19 protein-coding genes are annotated in these 17830 nt (G+C 39.1%); 11 read left to right on the top strand and 8 right to left on the bottom strand.

The features are described from left to right. Window positions 1–7 precede the first annotated feature (7 nt). On the bottom strand, window positions 8–1402 hold the full coding sequence (locus tag SFU91_00995; GenBank protein MDX2127592.1) for a hypothetical protein: 1395 nt from the start codon (window positions 1400–1402) through the stop codon (window positions 8–10). A 304-nt stretch (window positions 1403–1706) separates the two neighbouring features. Between SFU91_00995 and SFU91_00990 the strand changes: the two genes are divergently transcribed. The 5 genes from SFU91_00990 (at window position 1707) to SFU91_00970 (ending at window position 5404) form a co-directional block, all read left to right on the top strand. After that, a complete protein-coding gene (locus tag SFU91_00990; GenBank protein ID MDX2127591.1) occupies window positions 1707–2462 on the top strand; it encodes a MotA/TolQ/ExbB proton channel family protein in 756 nt (251 codons plus the stop codon). A gap of 49 nt (window positions 2463–2511) precedes the next feature. Then, complete coding sequence (locus SFU91_00985; protein MDX2127590.1) at window positions 2512–3060, top strand: biopolymer transporter ExbD; 549 nt, start codon at window positions 2512–2514, stop codon at window positions 3058–3060. A gap of 23 nt (window positions 3061–3083) precedes the next feature. Further along, window positions 3084–3674: a biopolymer transporter ExbD gene (locus SFU91_00980; GenBank protein ID MDX2127589.1), complete on the top strand. Its 591-nt coding sequence runs from the start codon at window positions 3084–3086 to the stop codon at window positions 3672–3674. Then, entirely contained in the window at window positions 3674–4546 is an 873-nt protein-coding gene (locus SFU91_00975; GenBank protein ID MDX2127588.1) for an energy transducer TonB, read from the top strand. Before SFU91_00980 ends, SFU91_00975 begins: the two co-directional genes overlap by 1 nt. Before the next feature lie 201 nt (window positions 4547–4747). Next, window positions 4748–5404, top strand: coding sequence for a DUF429 domain-containing protein (locus SFU91_00970; protein MDX2127587.1), 657 nt, complete (start codon window positions 4748–4750; stop codon window positions 5402–5404). 2 nt (window positions 5405–5406) lie between these two features. On the opposite strand, the gene SFU91_00965 is transcribed toward SFU91_00970, so the two are convergent. Next, window positions 5407–5880 carry a lipocalin-like domain-containing protein gene (locus tag SFU91_00965; protein MDX2127586.1) on the bottom strand — a complete coding sequence of 158 codons (474 nt, stop codon included), beginning with the start codon at window positions 5878–5880 and terminating at the stop codon, window positions 5407–5409. A 62-nt stretch (window positions 5881–5942) separates the two neighbouring features. Here SFU91_00965 and dusB point away from each other — a divergent pair, with 62 nt between their 5' ends. The 3 genes from dusB to sucC all read left to right on the top strand — a co-directional run bounded on the left by dusB (window position 5943) and on the right by sucC (window position 9481). Then, on the top strand, window positions 5943–7001 hold the full coding sequence (gene dusB, locus SFU91_00960) for a tRNA dihydrouridine synthase DusB (protein MDX2127585.1): 1059 nt from the start codon (window positions 5943–5945) through the stop codon (window positions 6999–7001). A 46-nt stretch (window positions 7002–7047) separates the two neighbouring features. Continuing rightward, window positions 7048–8238, top strand: coding sequence for a hypothetical protein (locus tag SFU91_00955; GenBank protein ID MDX2127584.1), 1191 nt, complete (start codon window positions 7048–7050; stop codon window positions 8236–8238). A gap of 64 nt (window positions 8239–8302) precedes the next feature. Further along, window positions 8303–9481 carry an ADP-forming succinate--CoA ligase subunit beta gene (gene sucC, locus SFU91_00950; protein MDX2127583.1) on the top strand — a complete coding sequence of 393 codons (1179 nt, stop codon included), beginning with the start codon at window positions 8303–8305 and terminating at the stop codon, window positions 9479–9481. 50 nt (window positions 9482–9531) lie between these two features. Here sucC and SFU91_00945 read toward each other — a convergent pair whose 3' ends face one another. Further along, window positions 9532–10803 carry a glutamate-5-semialdehyde dehydrogenase gene (locus SFU91_00945; GenBank protein MDX2127582.1) on the bottom strand — a complete coding sequence of 424 codons (1272 nt, stop codon included), beginning with the start codon at window positions 10801–10803 and terminating at the stop codon, window positions 9532–9534. A gap of 153 nt (window positions 10804–10956) precedes the next feature. Here SFU91_00945 and SFU91_00940 point away from each other — a divergent pair, with 153 nt between their 5' ends. The 3 genes from SFU91_00940 (at window position 10957) to SFU91_00930 (ending at window position 13366) form a co-directional block, all read left to right on the top strand. Next, entirely contained in the window at window positions 10957–11439 is a 483-nt protein-coding gene (locus SFU91_00940; protein ID MDX2127581.1) for a ferritin-like domain-containing protein, read from the top strand. Window positions 11440–11520: 81 nt separating this feature from the next. Then, window positions 11521–12597, top strand: a complete 1077-nt coding sequence (gene lpxK / locus SFU91_00935; protein ID MDX2127580.1) for a tetraacyldisaccharide 4'-kinase — start codon at window positions 11521–11523, stop codon at window positions 12595–12597. A gap of 82 nt (window positions 12598–12679) precedes the next feature. Further along, window positions 12680–13366: a heme exporter protein CcmB gene (locus SFU91_00930; protein MDX2127579.1), complete on the top strand. Its 687-nt coding sequence runs from the start codon at window positions 12680–12682 to the stop codon at window positions 13364–13366. A 50-nt stretch (window positions 13367–13416) separates the two neighbouring features. Here the strand turns inward: SFU91_00930 and SFU91_00925 are convergent, their stop codons facing one another. The 5 genes from SFU91_00925 to SFU91_00905 form a co-directional block, all read right to left on the bottom strand. Next, window positions 13417–14130: a PspA/IM30 family protein gene (locus SFU91_00925; protein MDX2127578.1), complete on the bottom strand. Its 714-nt coding sequence runs from the start codon at window positions 14128–14130 to the stop codon at window positions 13417–13419. A 22-nt stretch (window positions 14131–14152) separates the two neighbouring features. After that, complete coding sequence (locus tag SFU91_00920; protein MDX2127577.1) at window positions 14153–14572, bottom strand: molecular chaperone Tir; 420 nt, start codon at window positions 14570–14572, stop codon at window positions 14153–14155. Between the two features lie 109 nt (window positions 14573–14681). Beyond that, window positions 14682–15188 (bottom strand): J domain-containing protein, encoded by a 507-nt coding sequence (locus SFU91_00915; protein MDX2127576.1) that lies wholly within the window; start codon window positions 15186–15188, stop codon window positions 14682–14684. Between the two features lie 48 nt (window positions 15189–15236). Then, window positions 15237–17243, bottom strand: a complete 2007-nt coding sequence (locus SFU91_00910; GenBank protein MDX2127575.1) for a transglycosylase domain-containing protein — start codon at window positions 17241–17243, stop codon at window positions 15237–15239. A 35-nt stretch (window positions 17244–17278) separates the two neighbouring features. Continuing rightward, the gene (locus tag SFU91_00905; protein MDX2127574.1) at window positions 17279–17731 is read right to left on the bottom strand and encodes a hypothetical protein; all 453 of its coding nucleotides are present in this window, start codon (window positions 17729–17731) and stop codon (window positions 17279–17281) included. Between the last annotated feature and the right edge of the window lie 99 nt (window positions 17732–17830).

Raw genomic sequence — 17830 nt, 5'->3', positions numbered from 1 at the left:
TTTAATTTCAATATCCTAATCTCACTTTATACTCAAAGGAGAGTTCCTTTCCCCTTGAGACCTTTGGCTTAAAACGAATGGTGGTGGCATTAATCTTTTCATACTCAAGAGTTGATGAAAGAATCTTCCAGTTCCCATAAAAATTCTTTTCCACTTCGATTACCACATCCTCATTGGGCTTTCGGTTCTTCAGCGTCACCTTGTATGTTTGCTCTGTAACCCGATTCGAAACCTGTTCCGATTCCTTCATTTCTTCCTGTCCAACCAAATCAAACGCATTTCCAATGTTTAATTTTATTCGCTCATCCGTTGGGGTATGATCAATCTGGTCTTCCCCAATAAACTCGACACCGTTATCTCTTGCTTTATTCACTCGAACTTTACCTTTCGGAAAAGGGATTCCTAAGTTAAATTTTTTGGCATTTTGAAATTCAACCACAACTTTAATCTTCTCATCATTTCTTCCGCTTGAAAAAAGGTACTTTTTTTCAAAAGGAAAAGGAGAAACATCAAAAAGAGAGATTTGTTTAGTTTCGTTATTTTGAAGCGAGGAAGGGCGTTGAAGTTCATAAATGTGATATTCAAAAAACGACTCTTCCTTGAATTGAGGCTCTGCCTTTCTTTGATACCCCATAACGGCTGTTGGAGGAGCTCCACCAAAACCTATGTCTTCGTTCGATTTGATACGATTAATATCCCCGGCAATCAATTTGATTTTTGCATTGGGGTAAGTTGTTCCTGAATTGTTTTCGATGCTCACCCACGCCGCGAGATCAAGCATCGTTTCATCTTTATTGAGTGTTGCGACATATTCTGCATGCCAGCTCATCCCTCTTGTTTGATAAGAAACATCGAGTGTTTGTTCACCCGCTTTTTGAGAATTCAAAAGCCATTGAAGTGTTGGTTTTGTAACAAACCCCGAAGGAAGCTCAGTAACAACAACTTGATAATCTTGAAGATTTTGGATCATCGTAATTCCTTTCTTCCCATTGTTTTCTGTTTGTATCACAGCATTCATTGCATTTGAGGAAAGAAGTAAACCCGAGATAAAGTCACCCTTAGAATTTTTGAGTGTTACCGGTTTATCAATGTATCGCTGAAGAATTTTATCTGCACTGACAAGGTCGTATTGATAGTTCTGTTCAAAAACCGATCCATTAAACTTTACTCGAACCGATGTTGGATCAATTCGCTCCGGAATATCTGTCAGTGAATAGGAGGTATTACCGGAAGGGAGCTGTACTTTTCTTGATTCCCGTACTAATGCTAAGTTATCGTTATAAATAGTAAGACTTAAGCTTTCTCGCTTACCCTCTTGAGCGTTAGCCAAAAAAGTAAATGTGAATAAGAAAACCGCGGACAGCTTTATTTTTATCGCTAAATGAGGATTTAACTTTTTCATAATTTAAGATTGAATTTTTGTAACGAAAGAGCGTCTGTGTACGCCCATTGAATCATAGAGTTGTCAAAGTTTTGTCAAAATACCATTAAAACATAGGTTGGGGCAGTAAAAACATTTTGCTTTCACTTTTTTTTTCTTATACTTGACACATCAGCAAACAGCAATGCATCAATCTGGATATGGTTCAATTCCTTTCCTTTTGTCGCAGTGATTGGTACTTAATCGAAACCCTTCGCATGTTGTTTCTGAAAAAAGTTAATTGCAGTTTCATTTTATTCAAATCTATCATTCAATACCGCAAGTTATGAAGCAGAGCACTTTCAATATTGTGTTGCTTGTCTCAGCACTCACATTCTCGTTTTTATTTTATTTCTTTTATATGGGCAACCAGCCAAAAGGTACCATTTGGCATGATATGTACGATGGCGGACCGCTAGTCGCTGTTTTGATTTCATTACTCATAATGGTTGTCGCCTATGTGATTGAAAGAAATATTGCTTTGAAGAAAGCTGAAGGTAAAGGGTTGATGACTGCTTTTGTTAAGGAACTTGAAGAAGAAATTGAAGCGGGCCGAATTGATGCCGCGATTGAGCGTTGCGATGCTCATCAAAGTTCTTTAGCTGCTGTTATCCGTGCCGGTTTGGATAAATACAAAACCTTAAGTGCACGAAAAGTCACTGACCCCGATAAGAAGAGAGCTGAGCTTCAAAAAGCTATCGAAGAAGCCACTTCAATGGAAATGCCCATTTTGGAGCAAAATCTTGTCGCTATTTCAACAATTGCATCGATTTCAACAATGGTAGGGTTGCTTGGTACGGTTATCGGAATGATTCGTGCTTTTAGCGCACTTGCAACTGGTGGTGCGCCAGACGCCGTTGGTCTTTCACGCGGAATTTCGGAGGCATTGTTTAATACAGCCGGTGGAATCTTAGCAGCTATTTTAGCAATTATGGCTTATAACTTCTTTACGACTAAAATTGACGGATTCACATATCAAATTGACGAATCCGCATATTATGTTGTTCAAACGCTTTCGGTTAAAGACGAACAAGCTTCTTAAGTAAACCCTACACTTGGGTTAAACCTTAAGTGAACGATTGGAGAAATAAATGGCTAAAATAAAAAAGAAAAGAGTCGGATTTTCGTTGGACATGACGCCGATGGTTGATGCAGCCTTTTTGCTGCTCACCTTCTTTATGTTAACAACGCAGTTCAAACCACCGGAAATGGTTCAAACGACAATACCGTCATCTCATTCTGCAATTAAACTGCCCGATAAAGACATTCTTACAATCACGATTGGAAAGAATAACGAACTCTTTATGGGGGTTGATGCACAACCGACAAGAGAACGCATTTTTGATCGTGAGATTCGAAAGCTAATGGAAAATGCGGGGCTAAGTGAAGCGGTAATTGCAGATTCTGCAAATAAATTTAGGCTTGCTGATGGTTTTATGGTTTATACCAATAATCTTGAAAGAATGATTATCGCCGCACGCTTAGCGAATCCCGTAATTCGACCGGTAATTCGTGGAGATATCGATGCGGATTTCGAAGTCATTGAGCTAGTGATGAATACTTTTAAGAAAACCGGAATGCCCACATTCAATCTTATCACAGGATTGGAAGCGGATATGCAAGCGGTTCAAAAACAATAATATTAACTACTAATTTATAAACTATGGGTGCTGTAGGCTCACCGCAAGGAGGCGGAGGGAAGAAAAAAGGCAAGAAGCGCAAAAAGCGAAGAGGCGGATTCTCTTTGGATATGACACCGATGGTGGATGTTGCCTTTTTGCTTTTGACCTTCTTTATGCTCACAACAACATTTTCGAAACCGCAAACAATGGAAATCAATCTCCCTGCAAAGGAATTTGATGTCGTGGTTGCGCAATCAAACGTGTTGACTTTAAAAATTATGGAAGGCAATAAAGTTTATTGGCAACGAGGAGAAAATCCAATTCAATTTTTTTCTCTTTATGATACCACCGGTGGAAAGCCCGGAATCTCCAAAAATTTTAAGGCAACCGTCGAAGGTCAAATTGCCGAAGTAAAACAAGAAGTAGGTCAAGATGTTTTAGCTCTGGTTTTGAAATTAGATAAGAAAGCCAAGTATAAAAATATCGTTGATGTTATTGATGAGTTAAACCTTATGAAAATGAATCGATTCAGTATTGCTCCAATGCTGGATGAAGATCGAGCTTTAGTAACTGCTTTTGAATCAGGTACCCCGTTAACACCAGAACCACCAACAAAAGGAGGAAAAAAATAATGGAAAACACTCCCGAAATGATGCAGCAAGAGATTGCATCGAAGCCGGTTGCCCCCGCAGACATGAAGCACTGGTTTGTGAAACCAGATTACTTAGAGACGGAAAAATTTCGACGTCTTAGCTACGGTGGGCTTGTCATTCGTCACGAGATCCATACGTATATGGGTCGTGCTCTATTTTTTACTATTAGCGCAATCGTTGCAAGTTTCATCACTTTTTATGCCTATCATTTTGTGAAAGATCTTTTGGCAGAGGGCGATGAAGATGCAATGCAAGTGAGGCAGCGTGTAATTACAAGTGTAAATGAACTTGCACCACCCCCTCCTATGAATCAAGATCAGCCGCCACCACCACCGAAGCCTATGATTAAGCCTCCAGCTGCACCTGATGTCGGTCAAATTAAAAAGGTCAAAGATGAGGAAGCGCCTCGTCAGAAAACCTTAGCGACTCAGGAAGTGGTGAAAAAGGCGATTGAAAAAAATGCTTTTGGTGAAGGCGATACAACAGGACTAAGCGATCCAAATGTGGTGGCTTATGTTCCGGTACAAGAGCCGGTTCAACTTGACGACGCCGATCCGGAAGATTTTGTTGCAGTAGAAAAAGAACCTGAGTTTGTCGATCGGCCCGCTATTGCTTATCCGGAAGTTGCAAAACGCGCAGGTATGGAAGGTCTTGTAGTTGTTCGTGTTCTCATTGAAAAGGATGGAAGGCCAAAGAAAGCGCAGATTATGAAAAATCCCGGTACGGATATTTTCGATCAAGCGGCAATTGATAATGTGATGAAAGCAACTTATACACCTGCTATCCAAAATGGCAAGGCGGTCAAGGTTTGGATGACTGTCCCAATCCGATTTAAACTTAACCAACGATAATATTTTACTCACGGGGTACCTTAAGGCGGAAGTTAACTTCCGCCTTTTTTTTACTTTCTTATTTTGGGTTAATTCTTTTTGAATAATTTAAATTATTTAAAAAAACTTTTTATAAGACAAGTCAATTTTGTTTTCAATGAATCGGAATGGTTATATTTAAACATGTTATCAAAATGATCCCCGTAGTACATTAGTAAAATCATGCCTACTATTCGTACAAAGACTTTTTTTGGAGTCGATTTATCAGCAAAAGTTGATGAAATCACAGGTGTGGCCGCAATCAATTCGAATCGCGAATTGGTGTTTGTCAACCAAGTGAAGCCAGATATCGCCATAAGAAATTACATCGATTATCATCGGCCGTCAATCGTGGCTGTTGATGCACCAATCACTTTGCCCTGTGGCAAATATGGAACTTACGCAAGTCGTAAGTGTGATCGCGACATTACTTCACTTGGAATACCTGCGTTTGCGACATCTATGCTTGCTCAACTCACATTCCGAGCTATCGCAATCCGGAAAACCTTGCCTCAGCGATATGAATTAATCGAAGTTTACCCACAAGCCACAAAGGTACGTTTGGCACTGAGTGTCGCCGGAAAAAAATCTTCTGAAGAGGTAAGGGAATTTACCCAAACAAGACTGGCTCGCATCATCAAGAATATGCCAAGACCGTCTAACATTTTACTAACTGATGATGAGCTTGATGCGATTCTTTCAGCCTATACAGCGTTTCTTTATCAGTACAAACTAACTGAAGGATGCGGTGACCCCTCCGAAGGCTTAATTCACATTCCGCTTCCAGATTCACAAAAGAAAGTTGCTCAAATTGCTGAACTCAATGGAAAAGGAGAATAATGTTACTTCTCACGGATTCGACGCCAAGTGATTTCATGAAAACGTGTATTTCTGCCGCTTGAGAGATGGGCGCTCAAAATAAGGCGCGTATCCGTAAAGCTGTTAATATGAAAACTTGCCGCTCGTTTTTGATTGGTATCAATAATCCAAGTCTGTAAACTTCCCTCTACAAAGTGTGTGACTTCCTGTTGCTTTTCATCAAATGCATATCTTCCAAAGTAAGCGATATAGCCGTTATAAAGCCGCTTCAGTTCATCGTTATTTTCAACGCCCGGCGTTTGGTGCTTCGGTCGCTCTGGATGCATAATTTGAACAGCCATTATAGATTCCTTCGTGTAGATTAAGTATCCTTTTGGAGAAAGTGAGTAAGGATACAATTTCTCTCCGTTTAATGCAGTTACTTCATATGAAAGAATTTCCCATACCCCGGTCAAGTGATTTTGAGATAATTTTCCTGAGAATTCGATGTCGGCCATTTTATTGGAATGCTTATCTTTATTATTTAGAAATGAAATGTTCTTGAAAGTGACGATAATTTATGAAGATTGGAAATATTGATATCGATAAACCGATTGTTTTAGCACCTATGGAGGATGTTACAGATCCTTCATTTCGCAGACTTTGTAAAAAATTTGGAGCTGATATCGTCTATACTGAATTTGTAAGTTCTGAGGGTTTGGTGAGAGGCGCTGCAAAGTCGCTTCGCAAAATTACCGTATTTGATGATGAGCGTCCGGTATCAATTCAAATATTTGGCAATCAAGTCGAAGCAATGGTTGAGGCGGCATTGATTGCAGAATCTGCAAATCCTGATTTTATAGATATTAATTACGGATGTCCTGCAAAGCAAGTGGCTGGAAGAGGTGCAGGATCCGGTTTGCTCTGTACTCCTTGGTTAATGGAGGAAATTACTTCGGCGGTAGTAAAGGCGGTAAAACTTCCGGTGACTTGTAAAACGAGAATTGGCTGGGATGAAAATTCAATTTCAATTTTAGATACCTTAAAGCGTCTTGAAGGTTGCGGAATTGCAGCATTAACTATCCACGGGCGAACAAAAAAGCAAATGTTTAAGGGTGTGGCAGATTGGGAGTGGATTCGGCGGGCGAAAGAAATCGCTTCAATTCCAATAATTGGTAACGGTGATATTTGGAATGCCGAAGATGTGCCAAAGCGATTTAAGGAAAGTGAAGTTGATGGGGTAATGATTGGCCGAGGTGCAATTGGCAATCCCTTTATTTTTCGAGACTCGAAAATCCTAATGAAAACCGGGGGGCTTCCATTCCCGCCGAGTTATGAAGAGCGAATTGATGTTGCTGCTGAACACCTAAAAATGTCTTTGGAATGGAAAGGTGAAAAATATGGCGTTCTTGAAATGCGACGTCATTACTCAACCTATTTGAAAGGTCTTCCAAGCGTATCGAAAGTAAGAGATTTTTTAGTGAGAGAAAACGATTGGCGAAAAATTCTCGAAAGATTGGAGGAATTTAAATTTGAATGTGAACGCCACTTACGAGATGGAACATTTCATAGAGATGCTGAATATCTGAATGATCACTCCAAGAAATTAATTTTAGAACCTGCAATCATAGAAAATTAATCATCCGCAAGTAAGTTGTTTCTTAGAATAAAAAACGGAGGTCTCAATGATTTATACGGAACAGGAATTAACAAAACCTGAGTCAATCATCTCACAGGCTATTGAAAAATATCCGCAATTAAATAAGCCCCAGCATAAGTCGATGCTTAACTTTCTTCTCCGACAAGACGAATCCGGTAATAATCTCATAAACGCTCTCAGCTCAAATCAACCTACTGGTGGAAGCATCGAAATCAAATTGGCGGAATTGGCAATTAAAACTTTGCAAAATGGGAAATTACCGAATGAACTTGCTCTTTTCGTTGTGCTTTCAAGACTATTATCCCCGTTAACCTATGACGATATTCAACTTGTTTGGCGTGAGCTTCAATTGACCGAAGCATTTAACCATTCCCCTGAAGATGCCTTTCTTAGTTTGGCTAACAGCGGTTTCTTATCAGCAGAAATTCTCAAAGAGATCAACTATTTTTCTGTTTCAGAAATAGTAAAAAGAAAGCTTCATGTCTCACAGGAAGATAACCGAAATGCACACATAGCCCTTGCGAACTTTTATACAAAAAAAGTTTGCGATGTCAATTTTAATGAAGGAAATCGAGCAAAAGCGATTCAATTTCATTTGATGAGTGCCGGGCTTGACATGCAATCCGTTCAAATGACATTGTCACTTCTTCCAGAGTTGATTGAAAAAAAAATGTTTCCGGATGCATATGATTTACTGAAAATGGCGTTGGAAGTATCAGAATCTGAACTGAGGTTAACGGTGATGATTCGTCTTCAATTCGCATCAGTTTGTTTGGTTCTTAACCGAATGTTGGAAGCAACAGAGGCGATGGAGAAGGCTATTGGTGAATTAGATGAATTAGAAAACATGATGGGTGCAATGGCTACCAGAAATCAATTAGCGGCGATTTATGCTTCGAATGGTCAAATGAAAAAAGCACGAGCGAAATTTTTAGAAATTTTTGAAACGCAAGATCAATTGAAAAATATTTCCGGAGTCGCTGCGGCTGCTTCTCAACTTGGAATTTTTTTGCATCATACAAAAAGTGACTTTGAAGCGGTTAAGTATCTTTATGTTTCACATTTGCTTTCAAGTTCTTTGGAAGAAGAGGAAGCTGAATTACATCGTCGAAATTTTGAAGGAATTCGGATGGAATTGGGCGAGGTGCCATTTAATGAAATCATGCGCTCAGTTGAAGAAGAGGCTGAAATGATAGTTTCAAAGTATCGCAGTTAAAAACTTCATAAAACATTTTGTAAACATTAAAAGAAAATAATTTTTAAATCTATTCTGTAAATCAATGAATATTCACGAGCATCAAGCAAAAGATTTGTTAAAGCAATATGGCGTTTCTGTCCCAAAAAATGTTGTTGTTTACAACGCAGAAGACGCAAAAGTTGAAGCTGAAAAAATGCTTTCTGCACAAGGGGGAGGAAAAGTGGTTGTAAAGGCACAGATTCATGCAGGCGGAAGAGGTAAGGCAGGCGGAGTAAAGGTTGTTGGTTCGGCGGAAGAAGCGTTTCAAGTGGCAAGTCGCTTAATCGGTGCTAAACTTGTCACCCACCAAACAGGACCTGAGGGGAAGATCGTTCGACGGTTAATTGTTGAAGAGGGAATGGCAATCGAAAAGGAGTTTTACCTTGGAATTACGCTTGACCGTGCTGTATCAATGAATGTTTTGATGGTTTCAACTGAAGGTGGAATGGAAATTGAAAAAGTGGCTGAGGAAGCACCTGAAAAATTATTAAAGATTCACATTCATCCGACTCTTGGTCTTCAAGCATTTCAAGCACGGGAAGCAGCGTTATTCTTAGGTCTTTCAGGAGATCAATACAAAAACGCTGTGCAATTTATTCATGCTCTTTATGATGCTTTTCTGAAATCAGATGCCTCAATTGCAGAGATTAATCCATTGGTGGTGACTAAGGAGGGACGCGTTCTTGCTTTGGACGCGAAGATTAACTTGGATGAGAACGCGCTATTTCGACACAAAGAATATGCGGCATTACGTGATGAAACAGAGGAGGATCCGCTTGAAGTAGAAGCCTCTCGTTCAAACTTAAACTATGTTCGCTTGGATGGAAATGTTGGCTGTATGGTAAATGGTGCCGGACTTGCTATGGCAACGATGGATGTGATAAAACTTGCAGGGGCAAAACCGGCTAACTTTTTGGATGTAGGCGGTGGGGCAAGTGCAAAGACCGTACAGGAGGGATTTCGGATTATCTTGGGAGATAAAAATGTCAAAGCCATTTTTGTTAACATTTTTGGAGGGATTGTTCGATGTGACCGTGTTGCCGCCGGAATTATTGAAGCTGCAAAAGGGATAAATATTCAAGTGCCTGTTATTGTTCGCTTGGCTGGAACCAATGCCGATATTGCACGACAAATGTTAGATGAATCCGGTCTTAATCTCATTGGCGCGGAGGGATTGGGCGATGCCGCTCAAAAGATAACGAGTGTGGTTTCAATGAATTAAAGCTTCAAACAACCTTGTTAAGAAAAAGAGCGCCAAGAAGGCGCTCTTTTTTATCGAACCTGTCCATCTCCACGAATTTTCCATTTATAAGTACAAAGCTCAGGAAGTGCCATTGGGCCACGGGCGTGGAGCTTTTGTGTGCTAATTCCGATTTCTGCCCCCATTCCGAATTCACCGCCATCTGTAAAAGCAGTTGAAGCATTGGCATAGACTGCGGCAGCATCTACCAAATTGAGAAAGTCTTCAATAACTCCCGCATCTTCAGAGATTATGGCTTCACTATGTTTTGAGCTGAATTGAGCTATGTGAGCTAAGGCGTGCTCGAAAGTATCAACGGTTTTAACTGATAATGTGAGAGATAAAAATTCGATTCCAAAATGTTCCTCAGTTGCTTTTTCTAAATACGGATAATTACCATCAAGGGTTTTGAACGAAAGTTCATCGGCGTAAATCAGAACACGCTTTTCAAGTAATGGACGAACTAATGGAATCAGGTCGTTTAGACGGCTTCGATGAATAATTAGGGTATCAAGACTATTACAAACACTGGGGCGGCGAGTTTTTGCATTATATATTATTTCTTTTCCTTTTTCTAAATCGCCTGATTGGTCGAAATAAGTATGAACGATTCCTGCGCCGGTTTCAATTACCGCTACAAGGGATTTTTCTCTTACGAATTGAATCAATTCTTGACTTCCTCTTGGGATGAGAACATCAACATACTCTCTTGCAGAAAGCAAAATATCTGTTGCTGCTCGTTCAATTGGAAGAAGTGTAATGATTGAAGGATTCAGCCCTAAGGATGTAAGAATCTCTTGAATGGCTTGAACCGCTGCTCGATTGGTTTCTTCAGCATCACTTCCGCCTTTGAGTATGCAAACATTTCCAGATTTGAAGCAAAGCGCAAAAACGTCAAAAGTAACATTGGGGCGGGCTTCATAGATGACACCCACAGAGCCTAAAGGAACGCGAATCTTTTCAAGAGTTAAACCATTCTCAAGCTTTTTTCTCTCCAACACAGTACCAATTGGCGATGGTAGCAAAGAAACGCGCCTCATATCCTTTAGAATTGATTCAAGCCTTGAAGGAGAAAGGAGAAGACGATCATACTTAGGATTATTGGGGTCCATTTTCTTCAAGTCTCGCGAATTGGCTTCAAGTATCCGTTGAGAATATTTTTCTAACTCGATTGCAATTTTAGAAAGTGCGTCCTCTGCTTCTTTTGTTGTGAGCCGTAAAAGGGAAGATGAAGAAGACTTCGCTTTTTTGAGAAGCAAAAGTGTGTTTTGTGGAAGAGAGCTAAGGTTATTTAAATCCGCCATAACAACAGAATCAAAATTAGACGAAGTACAAACAGATTGATTTTAAGAATCATCTACGAAATGTACAGATAAAAAAATGTATGTTTATTCATGTTTTCATTAATAAATACTTTAGATTTTCGCATGTCAGATAAAAAGAACAAAAAATCACAAATGAAGCATCAAGAGCATTCAGCGGCAGATTCTTCGATTTTGAAAGAAGCTGTTAAAATTTTGAACAAGATTTTAGAAGCTGAACTTGCAGGTGTTGTTCGCTACACCCATTATTCATTTATGATATACGGGTATAATCGAATTCCAATCGTCTCTTGGCTTAGAACTCAAGCGAGTGAATCGCTCACACATGCTCATCAGGCGGGCGAATTGATTACGGGATTGGGTGAGCATCCTTCACTTGGAATTGGTCAATTGCTAGAAACTGAAAATCATGATATCGGTGCGATACTTCGTGAATCCCTTGAGCATGAAGAAATGGGTCTTTCACTATACAAAGATCTGCTTGACTGTGTTGAAGGCAAATCGGTGCTTTTGGAAGAGTATGCTCGTCAAATGATACATGATGAAGAGCTTCATATTATGGAAGTCAATAAAATGCTGAGAAACCCCGGAGACATTGAACCCTTCCGAAAGAAATAAATTTACCTTTCATCAGAAGCATTGGTAAGAATCTTGCCAATGCTTTTTTATTTTAAATCTTTTCAATTCAATGAATCGGTTATGAAATTAGCCTTAAAGGCACTTGCTTTATTTTATGAATTCATAACTACGCTAAGAAATAAGGCATTTGAAAAGGGGTTTTTAAAGGTTTACAATTCGCCAATTCCAGTAGTCTCGGTTGGGAATCTCTCGGTTGGTGGCGAAGGGAAGACGCCGATTGTCGATTGGTTGATTCAATTTTATTTATCTCAAAATGTGCGAGTGGCCGTAATATCTAGGGGATACGGCAGAAAAACCAAAGGTACGCTTACGGTTTGCGATGGAAATTTAGTAAGGCTTAGTGCAAGCGAAGCAGGTGATGAGCCTTTAATGCTTGCAAGGCGAAATCCGAAAACGATTGTTGTTGTCGCAGAAGTTCGTTCCGAAGGTGTCGAATTAATCTTACGAGATTTTGGAAACCACCTTCCTGATGTCATTCTTTTAGATGATGGATTTCAACATCAATCAATTCGTCGAGATTTGGATCTTTTAGTGATTAATCCCCTGCGTTCTCCATTTGAAGATTTCTTGATTCCTCTCGGAAGATTACGAGAGAGTGTTGATGGGATTAAACGGGCAGACTTTATTCTACTTTCAAAAGTTGATCGTTATTCACCCATTAAACAAATAACAAAAGAAATTGCACCATACCACAAACCTATCGTGAAAACAACTATGGTGATTAAAGGCTTAAGAAGTTTTGCAACCGGAGAATTGATCGACTTAGGAAAGAATAATTTCAATTACACTTCGGTGTTTGCTTTTTGCGGCATAGGCGACCCAAATAGTTTTCGGGAGACACTTGAATATGCAGGACTCTTGGTTGACGAATTCAAAGTATTCCCTGATCATTACATTTTTCAAGAAAGGGATATTGAAGATATTCTTTTAAGAAGATTGAGAAAGGGGATTAACCTTATTGTAACAACCGAAAAAGATTACTTTCGATTAAAGGCAAATGAACAAATTTTTGGAAGGCTGGCAAAAGATGCTTGTTTCTATTTAGAAATCGGGGTGGAATTTGGTGTTGATTCTAAAAACGAGAATGATTTACTTGCTTCAAAATTGATAAGTGTATTGAACATGCATGCGAATTGAGATGAAACAAAAAGGGTTAAATTTTTTCTAAGTAAAACATGCGAGCCTTCTCATTAGCGAATTTCTCTTAATGAGACAGTGAATGATGAAAAAAGTGATTAACGAAGCCAAAGATATTTTTCGATTGATTTCAAAAGATGTGCTTTTGGAGTCTAGAAATAAGTACGGGTTTAATGCCATTTTACTTTTTGTTTTGATCTCAGTATCTCTGGTTCTTTTTTCAGTTGGTGACTCCCGCTTAAGAAATGATGTTGTTGCTACCTTGATGTGGAACACGATTTTCTTTGCGGCTATGACGGCGCTTCAAAGAGGCTTTATTAGCGAAGGGGAGAGAGGAACTTCTTTATTATTAAAGTTATCTTATTCCACGGATGTCATTTTTGGGGCAAAGTTCTTTGTCAATTTAATTTTCTCTTTATTTATCAATCTTCTTATTGCACTTCTTTATTCAGCCTTTCTTCAACTGCAAATTGAAAACACGCTAATATTTTCCGTTACGATGTTTTTAGGGGCGATAGGGACTGCCATCGTTCTTACATTAATCAGTGCTATTGTTTCTATGACCAACGGAAAGAGCGGATTATTTGCCGCTTTATCGTTTGTACCAATACTTCCGGTAATCATTTTGGTGGTTAAAGCAACTGAAGTCGCGACGGAACCAGATGCACCGTTTTTCCGTGCTGAGAATTTTCTTAAACTCCTAACTGCTTACGATATCATCATGATGGTGCTTTCAATCTTCCTTTTTGAGTTTGTTTGGGAGGAATAAAAAAAACGAGGCAAACTGCCTCGTTTTTTGCCAATGATCCGATGAAAGAATTATGCGGGAGGTAAGATTCCCATTTTTCGCTTGAGCTCTGCTAAGGTATCGTTGGCTTGAGAGGGTGACGGTTCTGCAAGTGCCTTTTCGATTTTTTCGTCTAATGAAACATTCACATCAGCAAGTTGACCGTAAGCTTCCGCCAGCGACTCTTCTTCAATCACCTTGGTTTTCATTTTTTCAAGCATCGCGACAGTTCCACCTGAGTCAACATTTGAAAGTTGTTGATTGATTTTTCGTGTTGCTTGTGCGGTTTGTGCGCGAGCTCGAAGCGTAATTAATTCATTCTCATATTTAGTGATGGTGTTTTTCAGCTTTTCAATCTTTGATTGAAGTTGGTCAGCCATTGCTTGCTGTTTTTGCCCATCAGTAATTAAAGTAACTGCACGCTGTGAAGCGTCGTTTTTACGATTCATCGCTTCAAGTGCAAGTTTCTCTGCTTCTGCTGTATTGATTTCTCCCTTTTGTGCGCGTTGAAGAAGCAGCATCGCTTTTCGTTCCATTTCATCAGAAATTCGCTGCTGATCTTCACCGTCTTTTCTCAATCTTACAGCACTGGCTTTTACTTGGGCAAGGGCCATCATCGATTGCTGAAGATCGTTTTTTAAATCACGGATTCCTTGTTCGGTGAGCTTTATCGGGTCTTCAAGTTTATCGACAATCGAATGTGCTTCCGACTGAGTAACTTTAAAAATGCGTTTAAAGAGATTCATATTTCCTCCGAATGATTGATGTTTAAGATTGATGAGCATATTTGAGCAATTCGCTGCTATGTTCAGCCATTGCTAATGAGAGTGCGCGAATACTTCCTTGAAGTTCATTCGAGTCAAGGTTTTCAATTTGAAGGGTATCTCGGAAAAACACAAATCGCTCTTTTGCATCAATTGCAAAAGCGCCGTGAACCAGTGTTTCATTCATTTGAAGAAGTCTTTTGTACAATTCCCCTCGCTCACCTTTGATTGGCATAATGAGTTGTTCAAGAACCACAAGCGGCGGTTCAAGATCGATGATAAGATTTTTTATCCCATTTTCTTCATCATCGACAACAAAGAGTTCTTCATTGGTGTCCTCTTGAATGATCTTCATTTCCATTTCAAGTAGCAAAGCTTTTATTTGCTGGAATTTTTCCGATGGTACTGTTTGGTTTTGTGGCATAAAAGTAGAAGTTTTTAGGTGTAAAGACGGTTTGATTATACTTTTTTAGCTAAGATAAGTTACTTCAAAAAAGTTCATATAATGACGTCGAAAAGGGTTCAATCAAAGGCTATTTCTTACCTTTAAGATATCGTGTCAGTTCTTGATAAGCTGTATTAATCCCTTTGGTAATCTCGGTTGCAAGTTTCTGTTTTTCTGGATCGCCATTGAATTTATCAGGATGATACTTTCGGACAAGGTTAAGCCAAGCCTTACGAACGGTTTCGGAATCCGAGCCGTATGGAAGTTCTAAATTTGCATAGTAAGCAGCAAGGATAGGATCTTTATCTGGTTCTCTCGGGGTGCTGTAACTTTTTTGTCGATAATTGCCGCTTTCCGTTTTTGGATTGCCCTCGGAAGAATAAAACCGGTTGTAGCGGTCATAAAACCATTCTTGTTCAGATTCAAAAAAAGTTTCGCTTCGTTTTGAACCAAAAGAGCCTGAGTAATTCCCCTGCGATTTTTTCTTCTTAAGGTATTCGATGTAAAACTTTCTGAACTCCTCATCTTGCAAGTAATGAAGCCTTGTGCGAAGTTCAGCCTTTAAGATTTTTGATAATCGTGAAAATAAGCTCATTCCGTCGGTCAATTGATGCTAAATAACCTTGTTCAAGTAATAAGTCCTTTATTCATCATTCATTTGAAGCGTGTCTGAAAGAGGCATAGAGAACTTAAGCATCGAAGCGGCCTTACCTGTTAACCTAAGGTTCCCCGAAAGCGTTGAGTCTTTTGTGTATTGACGCTCTTTCATTTTTTGCAGTACAAAACTCATTTGTTCAACACGTTCCTCACGAAGCTTTCCCTCCTTAAATGCCCAAAAAAATCGTTTCGGAGATGGGATAATACTTCCTAAAAACAATGATTCTTCAAGCGTAAGTTGAGAAGGGCGTTTTGAAAAATAAAATTGTGATGCCTCTGCAATACCATAGACATTCGGCCCCCATTCAATGATGTTAAGATAAATTTCAAGTAACCTTTCTTTACTCACAAAACCGCTTCTTTCCAAAAGCCAAACAATCCAAATCTCTTCAAACTTCCTCGCAAGAGTTTTCTTTCGATTGAGATAAATGTTTTTTACCAACTGCATCGAAATGGTACTTCCCCCTCTGACAAATTCTGAACGACGAATATTATCAGCAATAGCCGTTGCGAATGAGGCTTCATTAAATCCGCGATGAAGGAAAAATCCGCCATCTTCATTGGTAAGAACGGCGCCGATAAGATGTTTTGGAATTTGAACTAACGGGGTAAAACTTTGATTTGAAGGATTGAGTTCGATGACCCGCGCGGTTCTTGAATCCTTTTCCTTAGCTTCATGTGAGAATTTCCCTGTAAGCTTTTGGAAATCAATATTCCCATAATCTAACACCTTAAATGAATCCGTATAAACAGAGGATTCTAAGATGACTTCATCTAATTTTCTCCAATCAATGTTGAGGTAAAGCGAATATGCCAGTTTGCCTTTAAATCGCATTTCACCTAAATCTTTTCGCATTGCTAAAGGAAGCGATTCGAAAAAGCGAGTCGCAGAAAGTGTATCGGTTTTTAATTGCAATCCAACTTGAAGTGAATCGGAACGATCAAACCATAATGAAAGCAGAACATTCATTGAATCAACGCCTTCTGTTGAAAATGAGAGTTGCGTTTCGGGTTCAACGACTATCGCTTTAGAATCGATTCGAAAAATGGCGTTCAACGACCCTTTTTCAAGCGAAAGAGTATCAGTAGAAATTTTCGGATGATATAATTGAATCTGATTGACACTAAACAGCGATCCCACCTTCAAATATGAATCCTCAGTTTCTGCCGGATCAACTTTGAACGTCAGATCTTTTGCTTTAGCTACTAGGCCAAATTTATTTTTAAAATATGGGAGTGAAATAAACGGAGCGCCATAAAGATTCACTTCCGCAGATTCACGTTTTCGATTAAGTAATCCTGAAACGATAAACCGCTGTGTTTCCTCTTGAACCGAGTATGGAAGAATATTCCTTTCTGAAAGAGAGACACTCGCTCTAAAAAAATTATCCTGCATCACGAACTGAGGAATTTCAAGAGCAAGCGAAACAGAATCTGTAATGCTCGAATAAAAGACTGATAAATTATCAATTCGAATAGCATCGGGAATTTGAGAGTACAATAAACGAAGCAGATTTTTTGATCGAATATTCCAACCCAAATTCTCCGATTTTATTTTTCTAAGAGTATCAAGGGTTTGAGAGTGTTGAAATGCCTCTAAAATGGCTCCGAAATTTGAAAGAGAATCATTGTATTCTTGCAGTTTTAATGAAAGCCTCTTTGCCTCAAGTGTCTTTAAACGCAAATCACCGTTCATTAAAGGTAAGAGTCTTACCGATGCATCAAGAGTTTCAATGAATAGAAGGGTGTCTTCGGGTGCATCAAGCGGGGTTATTGTAACATTTTCAAGTGATACCGAGCGTAACGCAGACGCAGAAATTGATTCCGCCGAGAGTTTGATGTGATACTTTCTTTCAAGACCTTTTGACGTTTTTTCAAAAGCGTTATGGACAATGTAAGAACGAATCAATAGGACAAGAATGATAACCAAGCCGAGTGTCCCGAAGAAATAAAACTTTTTTTTAGATGATGATTGATGTGAAGCGTCTGTCACGGAAAATAATGATTCGAATGAAAAAATATTTTTACTTAGTTGAGTACGGTTTTCCTTTTTTTCTTTGGCTTGGGGTTTGAAATAATTCCAATTAAGGGACTTTCATTTGCAGCCAAATGAAAAAGCGACTTTACTACTGTTTCATACTGAGGATTTAAATCACTAATGTGAAGCCACTTTGGGAGAGTTTGTTGTGGCTTTAAGGAGGGAAATCGACTGATTAATTCACGATGATGCTCTTGTGATGTCATAAACGAACATCCTCTCCACTCATCAATCAACCCTTTTCCCTTCGACCAACTTCCGCTTTCTTCGGTTCCACCCGAATAAATTAGCATCATTCGATTTTCACCACGCATTTGGTAAACTGTAACACCACCAAACATTGGTTTCACAATTGACCCGTAAAGAGAAGAAAATGTACGAATTGCAAAATCCAACGAGTAATCTTTTTTTGGCTTAACCAATTCTTGATGAATGACTTTCACCCTCAGGATAGGCTTTAAAGTTTTGTAATAAATACCTTAAAAATTTGAACTAAAACACAAACTTAACTAAGTTAAGTTAACGAAGTAAAACCATATAAT

The sequence above is a fragment of the Chloroherpetonaceae bacterium genome (assembly GCA_033763895.1).
GTDB lineage: Bacteria > Bacteroidota > Chlorobiia > Chlorobiales > Thermochlorobacteraceae > JANRJQ01.
Note: the sequence above shows the minus strand (reverse complement) of the source record. Positions and strands in the feature narration are given on the sequence as shown.